Origin of the sequence: Kordia antarctica (genome assembly GCF_009901525.1) — a bacterium.
Classification (GTDB): domain Bacteria; phylum Bacteroidota; class Bacteroidia; order Flavobacteriales; family Flavobacteriaceae; genus Kordia; species Kordia antarctica.
The window spans coordinates 1,827,501-1,848,902 of sequence record NZ_CP019288.1; the positions used below are offsets into that span (position 1 = coordinate 1,827,501).

Genomic DNA, 21,402 nt, shown 5'->3' on the forward strand with positions numbered 1-21,402 from the left:
TATTGTGTCGCACTTTACATCTGAAAAGTTTTTTGTTTTTTGTTGATTCGTTGTTTGTTGATTTGTTAATTTGGTTGTCTGTTGATTTGTTACTTCGCTGCTTGCCTGTTCTAAACTCGGGTTAACGATGGAGCCGTTGTTGGAACTCTTGGGAGATCGTTGCTTTTTCTAAAGGGTTTTGCATTCCTATATATATAGTGTTACCTTAATTTGGTTTTGAAACTCCAAACTTATCTCCCAAAGCGACTGGCGAGAGCTGTCCCCTTGTATGAAAAGTCAAAACGACTGATAAATGACATCAAAACCAGTATTCATGCGTGTTTTCTCTATTTTGAAAACCAATTTTTTATGTCTACATTTAATGAAATTTTACAAAACGAATACGTTATCGAATACAATTTGAAAGCAAAGAAAGATTATTCACAGCCAAAGGTTTATGATGCAAACGGCGATTTAAGCAAACGTTGGTACGTGTATTACTCCTACCGAGAGCCTAAAACTGATAAATTAAAAAGACAGCCACCTATATATAAAGGAGCAAATCGGTTTGATACAAAAGCAGAGCGCCTTGAAATTTTAATGGCATATAAACTTGCATTGAAGAAGCTGTTATCACAAGGATATAGTCCTTATGAGAATTATAAGGTCACTGAAGCTAAGATAGAAAAAATTGAAAAGGAAGCGATAAAAGACAAAAGTTTACTGCCAAAGACAAATGAATATAACGTTAGAGAAGCCTTGATTTTTGCCCTTGAACAGAAACTCCCCTATTTGTCAAGACGCGGTAAAATAAATATTAAAGGAAATTTAAAACGCTTTTTAACTTGGTTGAAAGATCAAAAATTAGATATCATTACTATAAAGGAACTAAAACGCCGAGAAGTTTCGATTTTTTTAAATACTATTAAGAAGTATGACAAGCATCGTAATTTAACCGATGAACCCGTGAATGCAAAAACACGTAATGGGTACAGAACTTCTCTGTCTTCACTTTTTAGTCAATTGGTAAGTGATGATATTGTAGCCTACAATATTATTACAGCTATTAAGAAGCTAAAAGAAAATCCTAAGAAACATAAATCATATACAGACTCGCAGATTAGAGTAATGCGTGAGTATATGGATGACAATGATCCATATCTTAGAAAGTTTACACAGTTTATTGCGTATGCATTTTTGAGAAATGTAGAAGTATGTCGACTTAAAGTTGGCGACATTGATTTAGAAAATAGAAGATTGTATGTTCAAACCAAAACCGAAGCACAGGAAGTCGTTCCTATTATTGAGAGTTTAGCAAAGGTAATTGAGCAAATGGAACTCCATAAATACAAATCAACTGATTTTATTTTTTCTGATAGCGAAACTTGTGGAGAGTGGAATGTTTCTGAAAAGACTAAAACCAATCATTTTTATGATCGTTTTGCAATAATGAAAAAGGAATTACAACTTGACACCGATCAAACTTTATATTCTTTTAAGCATACTGCCGCATCCAATTTGTATAATTCTTTAGCTTCTGAGGGAAAAGCAGATGAACAAGTACTTACTGAACTGATGAGTTTTACAAGACATAAGACTAAATCGCAACTTCGTAAGTATTTGAGAGGTATTGGCGCTTCACTAGCAAAAGATTATTCAAATAAATATACCATTGATTTTTAAATTCAAAAAAAGCACTCATCTCTAAGCAATAAGTTGTTCCAATATGAACTTATTGCTTAGCGATGCCTTTTTTTAGTGCATCAAACGTACTTTAAAAAAACGTTCAGTTTTACAACCTAATTTCCCAAAACTCGCATTTCGCTCTTTTCTTTTATCTTAATTTACGACCAAAAACATAAGAAAAGGATTTCTATTCACTCTATTTGACTTTATTTTTATCAAAAATTTCAAATAAAGAGAAAAATTTTTCAAAGATTCTCCTCTTTTTGAAGGCTACTATTTTATGAATCATCTTTCCCAAACTAAAAAAGTTCCTCCTGATTCTTGAATTTAACTTTTTTAATCATAAAAGCATGATTTTAAGACACTTATATATTTTAGAGAAATCGAATTTAAAAAAAGGTAAAAAGTACACCAAAAGTACCGAAAACTTTATCCCAACTATACGCATGGCTTTTTTTAACCTACAAAATACAATGGAAACAAAAAATCAAGAATTTAGTTTGAGCATGTTTGCAGTACAAACCATCTTAGTTGTAGTCAGTATACTAGTGGTTTTTATCATTGCAAAACTGTGCTATGACAAGTATAAAAATACACGATTTGATGAAGCTGATTCACAAACTAAACTCACATTAAAACATCAACAATAGCAGTATGCTACAATTTGAATCGCTACATATTGAAAATTTATCGATCCAATTAGTTGGACAGAAGCAATTGCTGAAAAGCATTAACATTCAGCTTATCAAAAATCAATGTAATGCTATTGTTTGTAAAAATGAAGTTGAACAAAATACATTTAGTCAAATTTTACAAAAAAAGGGTGCCTATGAAAACGGAACAGTAACCATTAATAATCATATTTCACTCAATGAAGTTAATATAAAAGATTGGCATCAAATGATTGGTGTAATTCAAGGAAGTGTTAAGATATTTCCAACATATGCACTTGAAAATATTGTAATGGAAGACTATACGCTTTCTAATAAAATACACCGCTTTGAAGATATTCACGAATTTATACAAGAATATGGTTTTGACGATTTTATACAAAGCTTGCCACAAGGATATGCAACTATATTGGGCGAAAGTGGCGTAAACTTATCGGGCGGACAAAAACAAATACTAGCACTGATTCGTGTATTATACAAAAAACCACAATTATTAATTCTGGACGAGTTTACTTCTGCAATGGATAGAAACACCGAACACTTTGTGTTGCAATTGTTAAAACGCTTAAAATATAAAATCAGCATCATATTTATATCACACCGACTGCATTCATTAAAACAAATAGCAGATCACATTTACGTGATTGAAAACGGAGAAACAATTGTAAATGGAAGCCACAAAGAACTGCTAAGAACCGCTAATTTTTATAGTGATTTTTGGACGGATATTTTAAATAAAAAAGAAGCCTTGAAGTTGATTTTATAAACAAATTTAAAAAACCCCATCAAAACTATTTAAGTGTTGTTAATAGCCATTAATATTCATAAAAATAGGTGTGGAAGATATACATGTAAATTTCCTTATTGTAGTACTTGTAATGGAGATTCTAATCATTGTCTTTATCGTTTTATACTATAAAGGAAAGCTAACATTTAAGAAGAAACTGAAAAAGAGAAATAACGTTGATGATGAAATTGAGAATGAATTGAAAAATAATAATTAGCATTTTAGAAAAATGTAGAAAAGTAACATACTGTACATTATTTTCTTTGAAAATTTTGGAGAAACAATACGTTTGTTTATTTGGTCAAAACGTGTTGTTAGGTGTGTTAAAGTGGGTCTTAGGGTTGACCTTGCAAAGCGATGGTTCGCTGTCGCTTTGCTTTTTAGATTCCGAATATTAATAGAAAATAAACATTTTCGTTTTCACGAGAACTAGATGTTATGATTGGGTTGGAGTAACAGATTCCCACTTTCGTGAGAATAAAATATCTAATTCTTTGTTATTTTTAGACAGGCAAAGCGGTACTAGGTTTGATCTTGGTTGGTTGTACCTAGTCGCTTTGTTATCATAAATAATGAGAAGTAAAAAGAGATTCCCGTTTTCACGGGAAATGAATATGAACGAAACAAGATTACAATTCTTAAAAGGTTTCATCACAGGTTTTTTGACTGCAATTGTATTTATAGTCCTTTTTGTAGCGGTAGCTTTATATGTGACGTACACCTAATTTATCATTTATTCAATACCATCGCCTAGTAAATAGTTTTATGAGTGTGGAAATACTTAATGTTACTCTAAATCTAATTTTTTCTCCGTATTCATCTTGCGCTAATTCAAATCCATTATTTGAAGCTACAGGAAAATATAATTCAAAATAATCTGCTACCAAGCTTAACTTTACTCCTGAATCGTAAGCAAAATTTGGACTTAATCCTCTATTTTTTAAGAGTCCGATGTCTCCATATGCATGAATCCAGTTCCAAATACTCACTTCTCCATTTAATGTTGTTATCCATTGGTTTGCAAATCTGGTGTCTAAAACTGACTTGAAGCCACCTTCGGCAGTTATAAATTCTTGTGATACCAAACCTTCATCTTCAGATCTTCCTAGATAGCCATAATCAAATAAATAATCTGATGGTCTGTCTAATGCAAAATCAAAATAACCATTATTTACTTGATTGTTATTATTTAAAAATGTTCCTGCAAATAATCTTAAACTAATTTGTCTGTTATTTAAAAATAATTTTCTATAAAATGCAGTTATATATAGTTTGCTGAAATTTTTTGACAATTCATAATCTCCTTTAAAATAAATGATGTCCGAAAAATTAGAGTTAGAATATAAATACCTAGCATTAAGCACACTATAATCTGGAGTTTCCAAAGGCACTTCTACATCAACGTCTCTTGAAATATTTACACTTCTCAATGTTATTCTTTGAAGCAAATTACTTCTTAAATCTTTACTCCTATAATTGAAATCAATATATGGTGTAAAACTATTGGCAAACAACTCTGGTGCATAACTGGTTCTATTAACTGAAATTCCTATTTTATATGAATACCAACCATACTCTTTAAATTGTTGATTTAGCTTAAACGAAGCCGATCCAATTAACGCATTGGACTTAAAACCGTAAGTTGGTATAATCTTGTAACTAAATGGCTTTGAAATTATGGTAGTGTTATAAATATTTCCTCCAAGCGTTAATCCATCATAGATGTTATCAAATTCTATGATTGGCATAAAAAAAGTTTGGTTTTTACTAGGGTCTTCGGAATCTAATAATAACCTTACTTGTAATGGTTTGTTTAAAAACCCTTTTAAGTTCTTATAATTGTTGGAACGCTTTACTTCTGGAATATTTTTATCATAATCAATAACCAATTTATCCGCATCGTCATTTTTTATAGTGACTTGCTTTTTGTCCAAAAAACCATCAACCCAAATTTTATGAATCACTTTATCATCTTTAATAGATGAAATGGAGACTGGCATAGTGTTTTGTCTTTTATTTTTTAAAGTGATAATTAGAGAATCGCCTTTTTTTTCCACATTTTTAAACTTGAAATCAAGCTTGGTATTTTCAGCAATGAATTCATAGAAGAACCAATTGGTGTTTTTCTTTGCTGAAGCTTCAATAATAGTCTGAAATTGTTGAGCAGAGGTTAGTTTTAGCTTATAATTTGAATAAAATTGTTTTATACTTTTACGAACTGTTCCATCTTCTAAATAATCTTCAAGATACTTTAATCCAAGTCCAGCTTTGTAAGTATTCGCTATATTATAATTGAATTTTAAAAGGGAATCACTTCGTGTTTCTAAAGATTGATCTATAAAGCGTCTTGCCATATTTTTATAGCCTAAATAATATTGGGCGTTAAATTTTAAATCTGCTGCGTGAAACCATCGCAAACCTATTACTTTAGAAAGTTTACCTCCTAACTTTTCTTCAGGATAATAGGTGTTAATATAATCCATCATTAAATACACTAAAATTCCATCTGTAACCCATTTTTCTTCTCTTGGATTAATGACTAAACTACTTTCTAAAACAGCATCAATCATACTTTTCAAAAGTTGCATTTCAAACTGAAACTCATTTGAAAAAGGGCTGAATTTTTCTGGAAACTGATTAAATCCATAAATGGGATTTTTTCGTTGATCGATATTTGAAATAATGAGTTTTTCTAAAGAATAAGCTCCTAAATTCTCTTTTAGATAAGCAACTATTTTATTAGCGGTTTCTAACTTTATTGAATCTTCAACTTTATATGCATTGATATTAGTGACCAATTCAAATTCTTCTGTTTTAAGGCTATAAAAGTTTGATGAATTCTGAATGTACACCTTGACTTCTCTTTGGTTTTTTCCAGAAAGGAAAATCAATTTTTCGCCATTAGTAGTCTGTTCTGATTGTTCGAGACCAGAAGTTAAAGTGTAGTTGTCTGGCATAGTGAATTCAATGTCATAAGAAGACAAGGGCGCATAAAAATCACTTAAATCCTTATTGCTGTATACTTCCCATTTTGTATCATAAACCGCAGGCACTATATACCAATATCTTAAATTATAATTCTTTCCCTTTGTATATCCGTTACCTGTGAACTTATCATCTGGAAGTTTAACATCATAGGAAAAACTGATGTGAGTACTTTCGTTTGGTGCAAGAGGTTCACTTAAATTGATTTCTAAAATATCTTGAACATTGTTGTAGCGTTTCCAAACCAAAGGTTGTTGTGATTTATTTTTAATAGTATGTATTTTAGTGAAACCACGCTCAAAATCGCTCGCAAAATGAAAATTTCGTTTGTAATCTTCTGCAAAGCGTTTTGCCAGCGGTGTTTCTTTATCGGAATAACTGTTTGCCCAATCGTGAAGTAAAATTTTGGTTAAGGTATCCTTTGAGGTATTAAAATAAACGATTTCTTGATCTATTTTAATGATATGATGAACCGTGTCGAGTTTTGCTTCAATTTTTATGTTATGTTGTGCAAAACCAATTATCGTGGTTAAAAAAAAGACAGTACTGGTTAAAAGTTTCGTTATTTTCATTAAAATGCTAGTCGTAAGCTTAATTTTTTTTTACTATTATTTATTCTTTTCTGAAATAGCTTTGTACTTAGCTTCTGCTTTCAGTTTTTCCATTAACTTAATGTTCTTTTCTTTTTTTTCTTCAAGAATGTTTTTACCATATTCTGTATGGTATTTGTGACCTGTTAAAAAATTAAGATTCAAATTAAGCCAATCTTCATCGGTAAAAATTAAATCCATATGGGTTTTCCATTCCATCCTTAACAATTCATTTTTTAGCATATAATTTTTGCTTGACAAATGTAACAAATCGGCATCACAAATTATACGTTCCAATTTGGTTATAGGTTGTTGTGGCATTTTAGTTGCGTTAATACAATTCATCACTTGAGCAATGTTTTTATCAGGATATTCTATATAGCTCAAAAATATTTGCGCATTTTTAGAACTAATAGCTTCGTGACCTTTATAAATTATTGAAATACCAGTATCGTGGAAGAGAGCTGCTATTTTTAAAATTTCTAATTCCTCGGTATTCAGATTTTCATTCTTTCCTATAGTCTGTACATTTTTATACACTTCTAAAGTATGTTGCATACTATGAAATGGCAACACTTTACATCTGCTATGTGTCAGCAGATCAAAGCAGTGTTTTTTCACTTTATGTATTATTTGGTACATCTATACTTAAAATTTGTATTTAAACCCAACTAAATAGTCTCCTTTTCCGCTATTAAACGTAAGTTCAAAATGTTCTTTTTCATAAGGTGTTGTAAACAAATATGTACTTCCAATACCTACTAATGCTCCTCCTAAAATGTCCCATCCATCATGTCTATCGTGTATGCCTTCAACTCTAGTATATGCTACATAAGTGGCTAGCAAATATGCTGGTACTCCAAATTTCCATCCATATCTTCTATGTAAAAAAGAAGCTCCGCTAAAAGCTACAGCAGTATGTCCTGACGGGAAAGCATGACCATCAGTTCTACCATCGGGTCTTGGTTTATTAATCGTAACTTTTAATACATAGGTTAAAGCTAAAGTAGTTCCGTACGATTTAGAGAATTGCCAAAATCCTTTTTTGTCTTTTTTTATAATAATCGTTACTAAAGAAGCCAACGCTGGAACATGCTGTGCATAATCTCCAAAATCCTGTATAAATTGTTCTCTACGAATTTCACTGGGAGAATCCATTTCTTGGGCATACATTAAAGATGTAAAGAAAATAGCAAGTACTAGAAAGCAATTTTTCATTTTTATTTAGGGGTTTTTAAAATTTAAACTAATATTTTATCTTTAGTAGAATTGAATGTCAATTCTAAATGTTCATTTTTGATATTCAGTAATGAATACAAGCATCAGCGAGTGCAAATAAGCCATTATGTTTTTTTAACTAATAACATGCAATGCTTTTTCTTTAATGGTTATAAAAATTGTTTTTTCTTCAATAATGTACGCTTCTCCATCAATTTGAAACTGAAATAAGTCTCCATTGTGTCTTGTTAACTTTATTAACTTTGTTTGGAAATGATTGGCTTCTTTTAGATACTGTTGTTTTTTAATAAGTATGAGGAAACCCAGCAGTAAAACTTTGAATTTTGATATTTTAGAAACAATAAGCATATCTAATAATCCATCATGAAGTGATGCTTTTGGTGTGAGACTAATATTGTAGCCCATTTCATTAGAATTGGACACAAAAATCATAAAAGGATTGGTTATAATTTTTGTGTTGTTTAGTTCTATTTCTATTTTTCGATCATAGCGCAGTTCTTTAAAAGATTTTAAAGCAGCTTTGATGTAACTTTTAAATTTTCTTCTTTTAGAAGACTCATAATTTTTAACCACACAGGCATCAAAACCTACTCCTGCATTGCTAAAAAAGTACTTGTCGTGAATAATTCCAACATCTATTTGTCTTACATTTTCATTTTTAATGATTTGAATTGCCTTTGAAATATGCTTTGAAATTTTCAAATTTGAGGCAAGTCCATTTCCTGATCCCGTAGGTATGATTCCAAGTTTAATGGTTGAACCCACTATGCACGAAGCCACTTCATTTATGGTTCCATCGCCACCACAAGCAACGATGATGTCTGCACTTTCTTCCATAGCCTTTTTAGCTAAAACGGCTGCATGTTTTTTATAGTTTGAGTATTCTATGTGAATTACATACTTCTCTTTCTCAAAAAAAGTAGCCAAGTAGTCCTTGCTCAACTTATGAGTCTTTCCTGAGCCTGCTATTGGATTTATGATGAAATGAATCTGTTTCAATTATTCTGTTACTTTAAGTCCTTCATTACGATATAAATAATCTGCCATTTGATAAAATGAAATTGTTTCATTTAGTAATTCTTTCTGTTATACAAGTAAAACAAAGAGCTTAAAGCCTCCTATTTTTTGGGTTGTACCTACTTAATACAATAATGCATGAAAGCTTTTAAATTATTGATTTTCATAAACTTGCACTTGTTGATTAAAGTAATCTTAATCTGTATACATTTTATTAAATGTAAAGTTACTTTAGAAACCTAAAGTAAATCTAAAGTCTATTTTTAGTAACATTTTAAGGATTTCTTATTTAATGAGATTGAAAGTATTCAGCATTAATTTTCCTTCAATTTTCGATTCAAAAAAAGCGTTTTGTTTTCGTGATAATTTCAATTTACTTGTTTGATGATACTCTTGATTTTTATAAATCAACAATCATAACATTAAATTCAGCATCAAATTTTCGCTTTGTCATAATTCAAGTATAAAAGTTATAGACTTATAAAATTCGTCCCACCAACGGTATACACTCCAAATTTTCATTTCTCAATAAATTATAAATCGCATATCGTTTAACATCTTCAGATTCTCTTAAGAATCGAGTTATAATTTTAAAAATTATTAAAAATCCCCAGCATACTTTAAACTCTCAATCTTGTAAGAAAGTTTAAAGTATTCAAATAAATAATTGCAGATGGCGAATATTTTTGAGTTAAACAATGTAGTAGTAAATAATTTTAAGAGTATAAGATTATGGTTCTTGATTCCCCCTTTTTTAGTGTTGATTTCATTCTGTTTGTATTTCACACTTTCTAAAGAGACTAATTTTGTAGATGAATATGTTGCTTGTCAAAAAGATGTGTTTTTCTTTCTCAATAATAAATTAGTCCAATTTCCAAATTTACAGTTTAACCTGACTCAATTAGGTGATGTAATCATAGGTTTTGCGCTGCTTACGGTCTTTCTTATTTATGCTCCTAAACTTTGGGAAGCGCTACTGCTATCAGCAATCATTTCATTGATAGTTTCGACTACATTGAAACAAATATTTGCTATTCCAAGACCTCCTAAAATGTACAATCATGATAGTTTTGTAATTATTGGGAGAGCTATTGCAGCACCAACGTCGTTACCTTCAGGGCATTCCATAACAACCTTTATTGTAATAACTATAGTGTTATTCGCTTTTATGCCGAAAAGAAATGTATATAAGATATTGTGGTATACTTTTATGTTTTTATTGGGCTTAATTATTGCTTTTTCAAGAGTTGGTGTAGGTGCACATTACCCGCTTGATGTCATAATTGGTGGTATTCTTGGTTTTATAGTTGCAATTATAGGTATAAAAATAAGTGAAAGATTAAATTTGTTCGGTTGGGTAAAAAATAAAAGACTTTGCCTTATTTTAGTTTTAACAATTTGGGGGATTTTTATTATTACAAAAATGATAAAAATAAATTTGCCAATATTTTATTTGTCATTGATGTCATTGGTCTTAACAGTATTCATAACTATAAAAACGTATGTCAAAAAAAATTAAATTAACTTATTTTGCGTTGCTATTTAGCTTTATAAATTTAGTTTTATATCACTACCCTTTCTATAAATTTGTGTTTAGTAATATAGATACAAAAAGTTTTAACGGCATTTTACTCCTGGTTAGTTTAACCATTGCAACAATACTAGCTAATGCAGTGTTTTTTTATATAGTATTATTTCTATTGCGATCTTTCGGAAAATGGCTATTGGCAGCGTTTTTCATTATCAATTCTATTGCTGTATATTTTATAAATACGTATGGTGTAATAATAGACGAAACTATGATTGGTAATATTCTTAACACCAATTATGAAGAATCTAGTAGTTTTTTGTCTTTTGGTTTATTTGCTTATATAGTTTTATTAGGTGTACTACCAAGTGTTTTACTTTTCAAAATTAAGTTCGTTCGCACAAAATTAAAAAGGTTTTTATTGCATGTTTTTTTAACACTAGTATTTCTGTTATCGCTCGCTTTTTTCAACTCATCAAATTGGTTGTGGGTTGATAAAAACTCCAAAACTTTAGGAGGCTTGGTAATGCCTTGGTCGTATACTGTTAATATCTCTTTGTTTTACAAACATAAGAATAAGCAAAAACCGATTTTATTGCCAAACGCTACAATAAACAATACTGAAAAATCTGTAGCTGTTCTTGTAATTGGAGAATCTGCCAGAAGTAACAATTTTTCTTTATACGGATATGAAAAAAACACAAATCCACTGCTTTCCAAGATAGATAACGTTTATCATTATGAAGCTGAATCCTGTGCGACATACACCACAGCAGGTCTTAAATGTATTTTAGAACATAAATATACTAATGATCTTTATGAAACTTTACCTAATTACCTGTATAGAAACGATGTCGAGGTTATTTGGCGAACTACAAACTGGGGAGAACCAACAGTAAACACCAAAAACTTTCAGAATAAGCAAGCCTTACAAGAACGATGCGCAGGAGAACAACGTTGTGGGTATGACGAAGTTTTACTCAACGGTTTAAGAGAACAGATATTGGCAAGTAACAAAAATAAAATATTGGTTGTTTTACATACAAATACTAGCCACGGACCAACGTATTATAAAAAATATCCTGAGCAATTTGAGAAGTTTAGTCCAGTTTGTAAAAGTGTTGAGTTGGCAAATTGTACTCAAGAAGAATTGATAAACGCATACGATAACACTATTGTTTACACAGATTATATACTAGCTACCTTAATTCAAGAATTAAAACAGTTAGATGAGTATAATTCCTCTATGATTTTTATTTCTGACCATGGAGAATCTTTAGGAGAAAAAAATCTATACATGCACGGTATACCTGCTAGTATAGCACCAAAAGAGCAGTTAGATATTCCATTTATTGTCTGGCTATCTGATGATTCAAAAAAGCTTAAGCAGAACCAACAACATTCGCAACACAATGTCTTTCATAGCGTCTTAGATTTTTTAAAAATAGAGAGTCCAATCTATGATCCTACGATGAGTATTTATGAAAACTAATGGTTAATTTGAAACCAAATGAATTAGAATATTTTAGTTACACTTTCTTAGCAATTGTGTTTTTAGTAGGTCTATACATTTCCTACACAAATGAGGTTTATTTTGATACTCGTTTTGCTGCGGAAGATGGTTTTATTGAATGGCTAACAACGTTGATGCTTTAGATTCGCTATAACTTTTCTTTAGAATTCATTACTACATTTGTAAAATAAACTTAAAATATATTTCTATTTATTGAACAACTCTACACTCTAATTTTAATTATCTATACATGAAGCAAAACTAAAGCTTGATTAAAAAATAAATGTTCAATAAAAACAAATAATATGAAAACAACAAAAACAGTATTACTTATATTAATTATTACTACAAGTATATTTTCCTGTAGCAAAGATAGTACGAATGTCATACCAAATGAACCAGCAAGCACAAACTTAGTAGCTGCAAAATCAGATAATTCCATTAACGTAGCAACACTTCCTCAAGTAGTTTTGGATTATATAGCAACAAATTATCCAAATGAGACAATAGCTACTTCAGAAATTGAAGATAATGGTAGTTTTGAAGTGGAATTAAGTAGTGGAATAGAGCTTATATTTAATAGTAGTGGAACTTTTATAGGTATAGACGACGATAGCGGTGACGATTACGGAGATACAGATATTAATCCGACAGACTTACCTCAAGTGATCTTAGATTATATCTTGGCAAATTACCCAAGTATTACAATTCATGAAGCTGAACTAGAAAATAACGGAAACTATGAAATCGAGTTAACTAATGATGTTGTATTGATCTTTGACGGTAGTGGAACATTTTTGGGAGTTGGAGTAGACCAAGATGATATGAATGATGATGGCGATGAAACCAATGACGATAATGACCAAGTAATAGATGCTGCAATGTTACCGCAAACAGTACTAGACTATGTGAGTACAAATTATCCAAACGACACTATTCTACAAGCACAAATTGAAAGTGATGGCAGTTACGAAGTAACTCTTAGCACTGGTATTGAGTTACATTTTGATGCTAATGGCGTTTTCCTAAATACAGGAAATGGTGACGATGATGGAGATGGAAATGGCGATTAATAATTAGCTTTAGATAATCTCCTAATATCAAATTAATCAAAAGGTCTTCTGTTTTAGAAGGCCTTTTTAATACATAAAAAACAATGAAAAGTTATATTTTTTTAATAGGCATTTACCTTTCAAGCTATTATATTACTAATGCACAAACAACAACCTTAATTTATGATTTAATAGTTTCTAACAAAACTATAGGTACTGTAAAAACCACTAAAACTTTAGAAGGTAATCAAACTACGTACACCTCTGATACTGATGCTACCATTAGTTTTATTATTAAAACCAAAATTACAACCAGAATGACTGTAGTTTACAAAAATGACAGTTTACTATCTAGTGATTACAAATTTTACAAGAATGATAATTTAAAAGAATATGCAACAGTAATAATTAAGGAGGGAAAATATATTTTAAATCACGATGGAAAAAAGACAGAATTTAAAGAAGGAATTAAATTAAGTACAATACTATTGCCTTTTGAAAAGCCAAAAAATAATGTTTCATATTTTGAAGAGGTAGAAGGTTGTTTCAAGGTCATTAAATATGAAAACGAAACATTATTCAAATTGATTAATCCAAAGAACAACCGAAATGATGATTATTCATACAAAGATGGTATTATGCAGAAATGTGTCATTAGAAATTCCATCGTTGATTTTACGATGGAATTAAAAAAATAGTGCTATCTGTTAAAATACTGTTTTTATACCTACCCGAATTCCAAATTTTGGGTTTACCGAACCATTAAAATTCTGAAAATCATTACGCCAAATAAAATCTACCCTGAATGGTCTTATATTACCAATACCAATATTTTCAAACCCGAAACCATATTCGTAATAAGGTTTTGCAGAAGGTGCAGTGTAGATTATTGATGATCTATTGATATCTTTACTTTGGTCAGAAATAGTACCATAAACACCTCTAAAAGTCAATAAACTACGTAATTTTAATTCTTTAAGCAGAGGTATTCTATTTAACAATAGTCCATTAAAATGGTGTTCAAAATGTCCTTCAAAATACGTGTCTGCTACAAAATCGTAATAATCTAATAATGCAAAGGTATTTGGTACTAAAAAATAGGTTTGATTAGAAGAAACCGCAGTCAAAAGAGAGAGTGGCACTGCCTCAAAAGTTTTTCCTGCACCTAGAGTAGCATCAAATATACCAAATTTACCTAAAGATATTGGATGGTTATATATTAGCTGAATTCGATTATAATTAAAATCGCCTCCTAGTAAATTTTTATAGCCCCGTCTGTAATTTAATAAAAGTGATGGATGCGATTTAATGCCTACTTTTTCATCAACACCATAACCAGAAACTTCCCTTCCTGGTGTAAAACTCAAATACAAATCGGTAGTGACATCTGTAGTTTTAGATTGTATGGTATTAGATATTTTGTCTAAATATTCTAAAGAGAATAGATCTGGTGCAGCAGATTCTATTTTATTGTGCGAAGTTGTTATTCCAAAGTGCAAATTTTTCTTCGCTTCCCAATCAAAACGAAGCATACTTTTTTGTATACGTGACAAAAAGAAATTACTACCTCTGCCAAACAGCGCTTTAGAACCCTTGTCTGCTTCTGGTATTAAGTGTGTACCATTAAAGGTTATTAATCCCATTTGCTCATTATCATTCAAATACGCTGCACTTAATGTTGTTCGTGGATTATTAGATAATAAATATCTTGCTTCTAAACCATACTTGAGTTTTTTATCGGTAAAGCCATATGCAAGAAAACCTTCTAACCTTAAACGATCATTATAAGTTTTGAAGGTTCTAAAACCCATTCTAGCTCTGTAGCCTTCAACATCGTTTCTAGCGGTTGTAGCCCAAATACTTCCTATTTGTAAACCATCTGTAATATTTATATAACCATCAGAAAGTATATAGATTTTATTAGTTACTCCATTGACTTTTTTACTGTCTTTAACTTTATCAACAACCGCATAGACTTCAGCAATATCTTCAGTTTGATTTTTTTTCCAATACCTATCATTTTTTTTAAATTGGTCAACCTTTGTTTGTTCAATTACTTCATCATAAAAAGAAGGTTCTTTAATAGTATCAAATTCATAATTGCTGAACGTTTCGTTTTTATTTACAAAAATTCCTTTTTCTTCTTCACCTTTAGTAAGTAATGTGAAGTCACCTTTATATTCATTTTTCTGCGGAATGTATATGCTATCATTTTTGATACTAAAAGTTTTTTTAAATTCAAAACTCCTAACAAAATTTAAGTTCATTTGTTTTAAAGTTTTCATCTCAATATCCACTATAGAAAAATTTTCATCAGCAATAGTCATACTGCCTTGAAATGCAAAATCACCGTCTTGTCTTGGAAAAAAATAGATGGTGTAATACTTCTTATTCTCTACGGTAGTGCTATCAGACAATACGTAATCGTATGTCCCAAATCCTTCAGTAGAAATAGGGCTTACAAAATTTTTATTCAAGATTGCTATATCATTTTCATAAATATTTATTTCCTTAAAAACACCAGCCACTCTTTCCAAGATTTTACCTTGTTGTTCAATACCAACTTTGCGTTGTCCCACAATATCTATCCGCTCTTTTTTTAATCTATTATCTCCATACACTTTTTCTGTAGTTTCCGTGAGTTGAATAGGTAAATAATAAGTGCCATTATCGGTGTTTATTTTCATTTTTGAAGCAATTGCATTATAATCTTCTTTGAGCGATTTTTTCACGAAAGTGCTATCCATATTATCAAAACCAAGTTCAACTGTTGTATATTTATCGTACTGATATGAGTTGGCTAACTTTACTCCATTTCTCTTTTTATTCTCCCATATTTTCTTCAATATTCGATAGGCAGGATTCTCTTTTTTAGAAAGTCTTTTCTTTGGCTTTCCAACAATATATACTTCATCTAAAGAAGTAGGTTCTTCTTTCAAAACTATTTGTATTCCCATAGTTTTTTTTTCTAAAAGTGAGATTACTCGACTTTCATATCCAATAAAACTTATGGTAAGTTCAGGATAATCATTTTCTGATTCCAACGTAAAATTACCATCCATATCTGATGTTGTTCCTACAGATGAATTCGTAAAGTATACATCTGCAAAAGGAATAGGCTGATTGTTTTCATCTTTTAAAGCACCTTGAACTTTTGTTTGAGCAAAAGTATATGTAGTACTTATTAGCAGACTTATAAATAGAATGTACGTTTTCATTAATCTTTAGTTGGGTTTAATTGAATGACTTTGGTATCTTTAATAGTAGTTGTATCAAAAGGGCGTGTGATCAAATTTTTGAAATCTTTATTTTGTAATTCGTCCATATGTGTATCTACACCATACACAATTTCCGTCTGTTTCATTTTTGAAAAGGTTGAAAACAAACGATCCCAAATAGTGAGTACGTCCCCATAATTACTATCGGTATACGGAAGTTGATAATGATGATGAATATGGTGTGTGTTTGGAGTTACAAGTAACAATGAGACAATATTGTTCAGTTTTTCTGGAAGTTTTAAATTGGTATGAGAAGCTAGATTTGAAACGCTTTGGATAAACTGTTTGACAATTAGTACCCAAGGTGACGCACCTACAATTGCAATTACTATAATGGAATAACTTACTCTTATAAACGTTTCTCCAGGATGTTCTCTAATTGTAGTTGTAATATCTACCTCCATATCACTATGATGTACTTGATGAAACTTCCAAAACAATGGTGTTTTATGCATCATAAAATGATAACCGTAGTCGAAGAAGTCTAAGATTAGAAAAGCCACAACAAAAAATAGAATAGAGTTTGCTTCAATAGGAAATAAATACATTAATCCCCAATTTGAGGTTTCCGTCCAGCTTGCTACAAAGAATACTACGAGCGATAAGATTATTTGAACTGGAAGAACAAAAACTAAAAACTTGGCATTTAAAGCAGTATGCAGCGCTTTCAAATTCCATTTTTGAGTCGAGATAAAAAGTTCAATAATCCAAAATAAAAGTAATGTACCTCCATAAAAAGAGAGTTGCCATAATGCATCATTGTTTGATAAAAAATCCATATTGTTTAGTTAGTTTATTAATCGTTTTCAATTATAAATTCGTTTCTTAATTTGTAGGTTTCATTTTCTAAAACCAGTAACTTATTTTTCACATCAAAACCTAAGACATATAAAATTCCATCGTCTTCAATTTCAAATTGATATTCATTTTCTGTGTTTGTGTGTTTCTTGAAAATTTTAATAAGGAATGAGTCAGGGAATTGTTTTTTAAGTGTTACTAAAAACTCATTTGGAACATCGTCTTTAGTGACTTCAACACTTATAAATAACCATTTTCCCTGCGCATTGTAGGCAGCCGTTTTGTAATAAAACTTCTCTTGATAAAAAGAAACTTCCCAAAGGTTGTCGTTGTCTTTAAACCAACAAATATCTTGTGCGTTTTCAAATTGTTTAGTGAATGATTCTTGCACAACTGAAGGTGCTTCTGGCGTACAAGAAATGACTACTAAAGAAAATAGGACAATCGTGAAAATTGGCTTGAGATGCATAATTCTGAACTCATTTTTTGATTATATAAATAAATTTAATACTGAATTCTTATGTTAAATTGAAGACATTCTAAAGCAAATCTTAAATACATAGTAACCAAAAATAAAATGCCCAAATCTGGAACAGATTTGGGCATTTCCCAACTTAAAACTAACCAATCAAATATGAAAACTAATTAATCATTATCTTCTTTTTTCACTTCCTGTTTTACAACTTTACCACTTGAATTTATGGCTACTTCCATTTCAATTTCTCCTTTTTCAATTTCAAACTCATAAACCATTCCATCTTTGGTTTCAGAGATTTCGGCTTCTTCAATTTCGTACCCAGGAAAAACAGTCATTAAAGCAGCTTTTACATTTTTAGGAATTGCTTTTTCTTCAATTTCGTGTTCCGTTTCTTTCCAAGTACCATTTTCAAGAAAGTTGGCTGAATATTCTACTTTATTCATTTTAAATTCTGCTTCCCATTCAGAATCGTTTTCTTTTTCCCATTTTACCTTTTTAGCAGTTGGAAATTTCTTTGCAAAAGCTTGTTTTACTTTTTGTGGCGCTTTATCTCCTCCTGAAGTAAAAGCAACTAGTGTACAAATTAAAAAAGCAGCTAAAATTATTTTTAATGATTTCATTTTTTATCGTTTTTTAAATTAATAATAGTATAAATGTAGTGCTCAATTCTAAAGTTGATTTCAAGGAAATCTAAAGCAAACTTCAATTAACATTATTTTAATAAAAAAAGCGTATCGTTTAAGAGATACGCCATAATTGGAGGGACATTAGGGGAAACTATATCCTATTAATCGTCGTCGTTATCATCGTCATCCTCTTTCTTTTGTTCTTTTTTTGTAATATTTCCTTCCATATCTATAACAACTTCCATTTCACTTTCTCCTTTTTCGATAGAAAACTCATAGACTTTACCTTTTATAGTTTCAGATAACTCTATTTCTTCAATGTCATAGCCTTCAAAATTGGTATTAAAAGCATCCATGACTACGACTGGAATTTCTGATTTCGTCATTTCAAATTCTGTTTCTACCCATGTTCCGTCTTGATTAAAATTAGAAGAGTATTCTTTTCCGTTAAACTTAAATTCTGCTTCCCATTCGGTATCCGATTCTTTTTCCCATTCAATATCTGATGCAGATGGAAATTTCTTGGCAAAGGTATCTTTTACGTTTTGTGGTGCAGTAGCATCTTTATCGCAAGAAACAATGCTTGTTATGAGTGCTAGTAGCGCAATAATGGTAATTTTTTTCATTTTTAGATTTTTGTTTAATGATTATGAAATTTAAAGATATTATTGAAATCTAAAGATTTGTTTAAGAGAATCTTAAGTTTTAGAATTTATATTTCATTCCCAATCGTACAATTTGTGTTTCATAATAGTTTTCATATACTGCTGCAAAACCTTCTCCAGAAACTCGTTGTCGTAAACCAAAATTATTAAATAAGTCGCTTGCAGAAAGTGTAATTTCTCCAGCTTTGTTCAAAATGCTCTTTTTCAATCCAAAATCAATAGACGAACGTGCCAGTTCTTCTCCTTGTGGAATATTACGTTTGGAATAATACAAACCAGTTACTTGCGCTTCAACATTCCAAGGAAGCGTAAACGTGTTTGATAGTTTAAAATCGCCTGCAATATCTGATGATTTTTCAATGTTAAATGTTCTTACAAATGGAAATTGCAATGTACCTTCATACGCATTAATGCTATTTCTATAAATGTTGGTACTTGCGGTTAGTTTCCATTTTTCTGTTAAATCTTGACTAAATAGTAATTCTATTCCTGTATTGGTGCTTTCTCCTGTATTTTGGTAAATTCGGTTCATAATGTCATATTCAGGGTTGCTATTATCTACACTAAAAATACGTTGATATGCACCTTTTATTTGCCTGTGATACACGGCGGAAAATAGTGAGCCTGAACTCCAATTGTAACGATGCGCAATTTCAACACTATTGGTAAATTGTGGGCGCAGATATGGATTCCCAACTTTTAATAATTCAGGATCATCGTACTTTGGAAATATACGCAATTCGGGTTCGCCTGGTCTGTCTACACGGCGATTGTAAAATATTGATAATTTATTTTTGTCGTTTAATTTATAGGTAAATCGTACACTTGGAAACAATTCAAAATAATCATACGCATCATTAGTTTCATAGTAGGTATTTTGAGGATCGAGTTTATAGGACACATCTGTTTGTTCTGCTCGCAAACCAGCTTCCACATCAAAACGTTCCTTTTCCAATAGATAGTTTCCGTAGAACGCATATAGATTTTCTGTCCATTTTGAAAAATCTCCCAAATTTGGATAGATGATAGATTGATTCCCTCGATTAATTGTATAATCTACGGGCAAATTTCTAAATCTCATTTTTGCACCAACCTCAATTTTACCACTACGTAATGCACGTGCATAATCGGTTGATAGACTTGTGGTGTGTTCAATGGCTCTAATGTTGGTCATATCTCTACCAATACGAACCGCAGAACTGTCATTTAAAAAGTAGCTTTCGTCTTCCAAACCTCTAGTATATTGTGCGTTTGCAGCTAACGAATGTCCTGCTTGCGCAAAAGTATGCTTGTAATTTGCTGCAACGTTTATAAAGCTGGTAATTTCTTCTTCTTTCCATGTATATAACCGATTGCGAGTGTTCGTATTGAGATCGATAAATGCTACTTGCGAGCTGTCAATATGTTTTTCTCTGTCAAACATTCCAGAAAATGTAATAGCGTCATTTTCGCTTAATTCCCAATCTATTCCGCCAGTGATAATAGAACGAAATTGTCTACGATTTTCAGGAACTTGCGAACTAATGTTTCGTCCATCATCATAATTTCTTGTTGTAAATTCATTGTTTGGTAACGCTTCTTGAATGATGAATTCTGATTGTAGAAAATAATTTATTTTTTTAGTTCGATAATTAAGATTAAAGCTTGGAATTAGTTTTGGATTTACTGAAAAACTTCCATAATTAGTTGGTGTATCTTCTTTTCTTTTGGATAATGCACCTAATCCGAATGACAATCCTACATCGCCATTAAATCCTGTTTTCTTTTCTTTTTTGTAAATAATATTGACAATACCAGCAAAACCATTCGCATCATATTTCGCAGATGGATTGTTGATGATTTCAATACGTTCAATATTGGATGCAGGAATGTTATTCAATCCTTTTTGATTCCCAAAACCTGTAAGACTAGATTGTTTGCCGTCAATTAAAACTACAACTTTATCACTACCACGTAATATTACTTTGCCATCTTGGTCAAAAGCAACTCCAGGCATTGTTTTCATTGCATCGACTACAGAACCTCCAGATTGTGCTACATTATCTTCCAAACTAAAAGATTTTTTATCAAGTGCCGAATTTACCGTTGCTCGTTTTCCTTTAATAGTTACTGCTTCCAAAGCTTCCGCAGATGGTTTGAGTTCTATTTTTCCTAAATCGAAAATTGGATTTAATCCGCTAGATACTATTTTTTTTTGTACGGCTTCAAAGCCTAAATAAGTAATATTTACAATGTATTTTCCTGTTTTTAGATTTTTAATTTCAAAACGTCCGTTATCATCGGTTATCGTTCCTGTTACAATTGTATTTGTTGCTTCGTCATTAATAGCAATGGTAACAAAAGGTAAGGCTTCTTTAGTATCTTGATCTATAATTTGCCCTGTAATTGTTATAGTTTCCTGAGCATTTGCAAGGAATGAAAATATTAGTAGGATTATTGCAAGCGTATGTTTTATCATTAGATTTTCAATTTTTATAGCACAAAAGTAGCGTTGAAATCTAAAGGGAAAT

18 protein-coding genes are annotated in these 21,402 nt (G+C 30.8%); 8 read left to right on the forward strand and 10 right to left on the reverse strand.

The features are described 5' to 3' along the window. Positions 1 to 348: 348 nt before the first annotated feature. From IMCC3317_RS07270 to IMCC3317_RS07280, 3 genes are all read left to right on the forward strand, one after another. Entirely contained in the window at positions 349 to 1,662 is a 1,314-nt protein-coding gene (locus IMCC3317_RS07270) for a tyrosine-type recombinase/integrase (protein WP_160128865.1), read from the forward strand. A 353-nt stretch (positions 1,663 to 2,015) separates the two neighbouring features. Then, positions 2,016 to 2,315 carry a hypothetical protein gene (locus IMCC3317_RS07275; RefSeq protein ID WP_160128866.1) on the forward strand — a complete coding sequence of 100 codons (300 nt, stop codon included), beginning with the start codon at positions 2,016 to 2,018 and terminating at the stop codon, positions 2,313 to 2,315. 4 nt (positions 2,316 to 2,319) lie between these two features. Then, positions 2,320 to 3,102: an ATP-binding cassette domain-containing protein gene (locus IMCC3317_RS07280; protein ID WP_160128867.1), complete on the forward strand. Its 783-nt coding sequence runs from the start codon at positions 2,320 to 2,322 to the stop codon at positions 3,100 to 3,102. A 758-nt stretch (positions 3,103 to 3,860) separates the two neighbouring features. Here IMCC3317_RS07280 and IMCC3317_RS07285 read toward each other — a convergent pair. The 4 genes from IMCC3317_RS07285 to IMCC3317_RS07300 form a co-directional block, all read right to left on the reverse strand. Then, positions 3,861 to 6,680 (reverse strand): metalloprotease, encoded by a 2,820-nt coding sequence (locus tag IMCC3317_RS07285; protein WP_160128868.1) that lies wholly within the window; start codon positions 6,678 to 6,680, stop codon positions 3,861 to 3,863. Between the two features lie 36 nt (positions 6,681 to 6,716). After that, positions 6,717 to 7,319, reverse strand: a complete 603-nt coding sequence (locus tag IMCC3317_RS07290; protein ID WP_160128869.1) for an HD domain-containing protein — start codon at positions 7,317 to 7,319, stop codon at positions 6,717 to 6,719. A 27-nt stretch (positions 7,320 to 7,346) separates the two neighbouring features. Further along, on the reverse strand, positions 7,347 to 7,916 hold the full coding sequence (locus IMCC3317_RS07295) for a phosphatase PAP2 family protein (protein ID WP_160128870.1): 570 nt from the start codon (positions 7,914 to 7,916) through the stop codon (positions 7,347 to 7,349). A gap of 135 nt (positions 7,917 to 8,051) precedes the next feature. Beyond that, the gene (locus IMCC3317_RS07300; protein ID WP_160128871.1) at positions 8,052 to 8,936 is read right to left on the reverse strand and encodes a diacylglycerol/lipid kinase family protein; all 885 of its coding nucleotides are present in this window, start codon (positions 8,934 to 8,936) and stop codon (positions 8,052 to 8,054) included. 691 nt (positions 8,937 to 9,627) lie between these two features. On the opposite strand from IMCC3317_RS07300, the gene IMCC3317_RS07305 reads away from it, so the two are divergent. From IMCC3317_RS07305 to IMCC3317_RS07325, 5 genes are all read left to right on the forward strand, one after another. Next, positions 9,628 to 10,473 carry a phosphatase PAP2 family protein gene (locus tag IMCC3317_RS07305; protein ID WP_160128872.1) on the forward strand — a complete coding sequence of 282 codons (846 nt, stop codon included), beginning with the start codon at positions 9,628 to 9,630 and terminating at the stop codon, positions 10,471 to 10,473. Next, positions 10,457 to 11,974: a phosphoethanolamine--lipid A transferase EptA gene (gene eptA, locus IMCC3317_RS07310; RefSeq protein WP_160128873.1), complete on the forward strand. Its 1,518-nt coding sequence runs from the start codon at positions 10,457 to 10,459 to the stop codon at positions 11,972 to 11,974. Before IMCC3317_RS07305 ends, eptA begins: the two co-directional genes overlap by 17 nt. Beyond that, the gene (locus IMCC3317_RS07315) at positions 11,974 to 12,138 is read left to right on the forward strand and encodes a hypothetical protein (RefSeq protein WP_160128874.1); all 165 of its coding nucleotides are present in this window, start codon (positions 11,974 to 11,976) and stop codon (positions 12,136 to 12,138) included. Before eptA ends, IMCC3317_RS07315 begins: the two co-directional genes overlap by 1 nt. Before the next feature lie 162 nt (positions 12,139 to 12,300). Further along, positions 12,301 to 13,068, forward strand: a complete 768-nt coding sequence (locus IMCC3317_RS07320) for a PepSY-like domain-containing protein (RefSeq protein ID WP_160128875.1) — start codon at positions 12,301 to 12,303, stop codon at positions 13,066 to 13,068. Positions 13,069 to 13,151: 83 nt separating this feature from the next. Next, positions 13,152 to 13,745, forward strand: coding sequence for a DUF6134 family protein (locus IMCC3317_RS07325; RefSeq protein ID WP_160128876.1), 594 nt, complete (start codon positions 13,152 to 13,154; stop codon positions 13,743 to 13,745). 9 nt (positions 13,746 to 13,754) lie between these two features. Here the strand turns inward: IMCC3317_RS07325 and IMCC3317_RS07330 are convergent, their stop codons facing one another. The 6 genes from IMCC3317_RS07330 to IMCC3317_RS07355 all read right to left on the reverse strand — a co-directional run bounded on the left by IMCC3317_RS07330 (position 13,755) and on the right by IMCC3317_RS07355 (position 21,350). Next, complete coding sequence (locus IMCC3317_RS07330; protein ID WP_160128877.1) at positions 13,755 to 16,265, reverse strand: DUF5686 family protein; 2,511 nt, start codon at positions 16,263 to 16,265, stop codon at positions 13,755 to 13,757. Next, positions 16,265 to 17,104, reverse strand: a complete 840-nt coding sequence (locus tag IMCC3317_RS07335; RefSeq protein WP_160128878.1) for a sterol desaturase family protein — start codon at positions 17,102 to 17,104, stop codon at positions 16,265 to 16,267. Before IMCC3317_RS07335 ends, IMCC3317_RS07330 begins: the two co-directional genes overlap by 1 nt. Before the next feature lie 17 nt (positions 17,105 to 17,121). Beyond that, a complete protein-coding gene (locus tag IMCC3317_RS07340) occupies positions 17,122 to 17,592 on the reverse strand; it encodes a hypothetical protein (RefSeq protein WP_160128879.1) in 471 nt (156 codons plus the stop codon). Between the two features lie 176 nt (positions 17,593 to 17,768). Further along, on the reverse strand, positions 17,769 to 18,221 hold the full coding sequence (locus tag IMCC3317_RS07345) for a PepSY-like domain-containing protein (protein WP_160128880.1): 453 nt from the start codon (positions 18,219 to 18,221) through the stop codon (positions 17,769 to 17,771). Positions 18,222 to 18,388: 167 nt separating this feature from the next. Then, positions 18,389 to 18,853: a PepSY-like domain-containing protein gene (locus IMCC3317_RS07350; protein ID WP_160128881.1), complete on the reverse strand. Its 465-nt coding sequence runs from the start codon at positions 18,851 to 18,853 to the stop codon at positions 18,389 to 18,391. 79 nt (positions 18,854 to 18,932) lie between these two features. Then, a complete protein-coding gene (locus IMCC3317_RS07355) occupies positions 18,933 to 21,350 on the reverse strand; it encodes a TonB-dependent receptor domain-containing protein (protein ID WP_160128882.1) in 2,418 nt (805 codons plus the stop codon). Positions 21,351 to 21,402 lie beyond the last annotated feature (52 nt).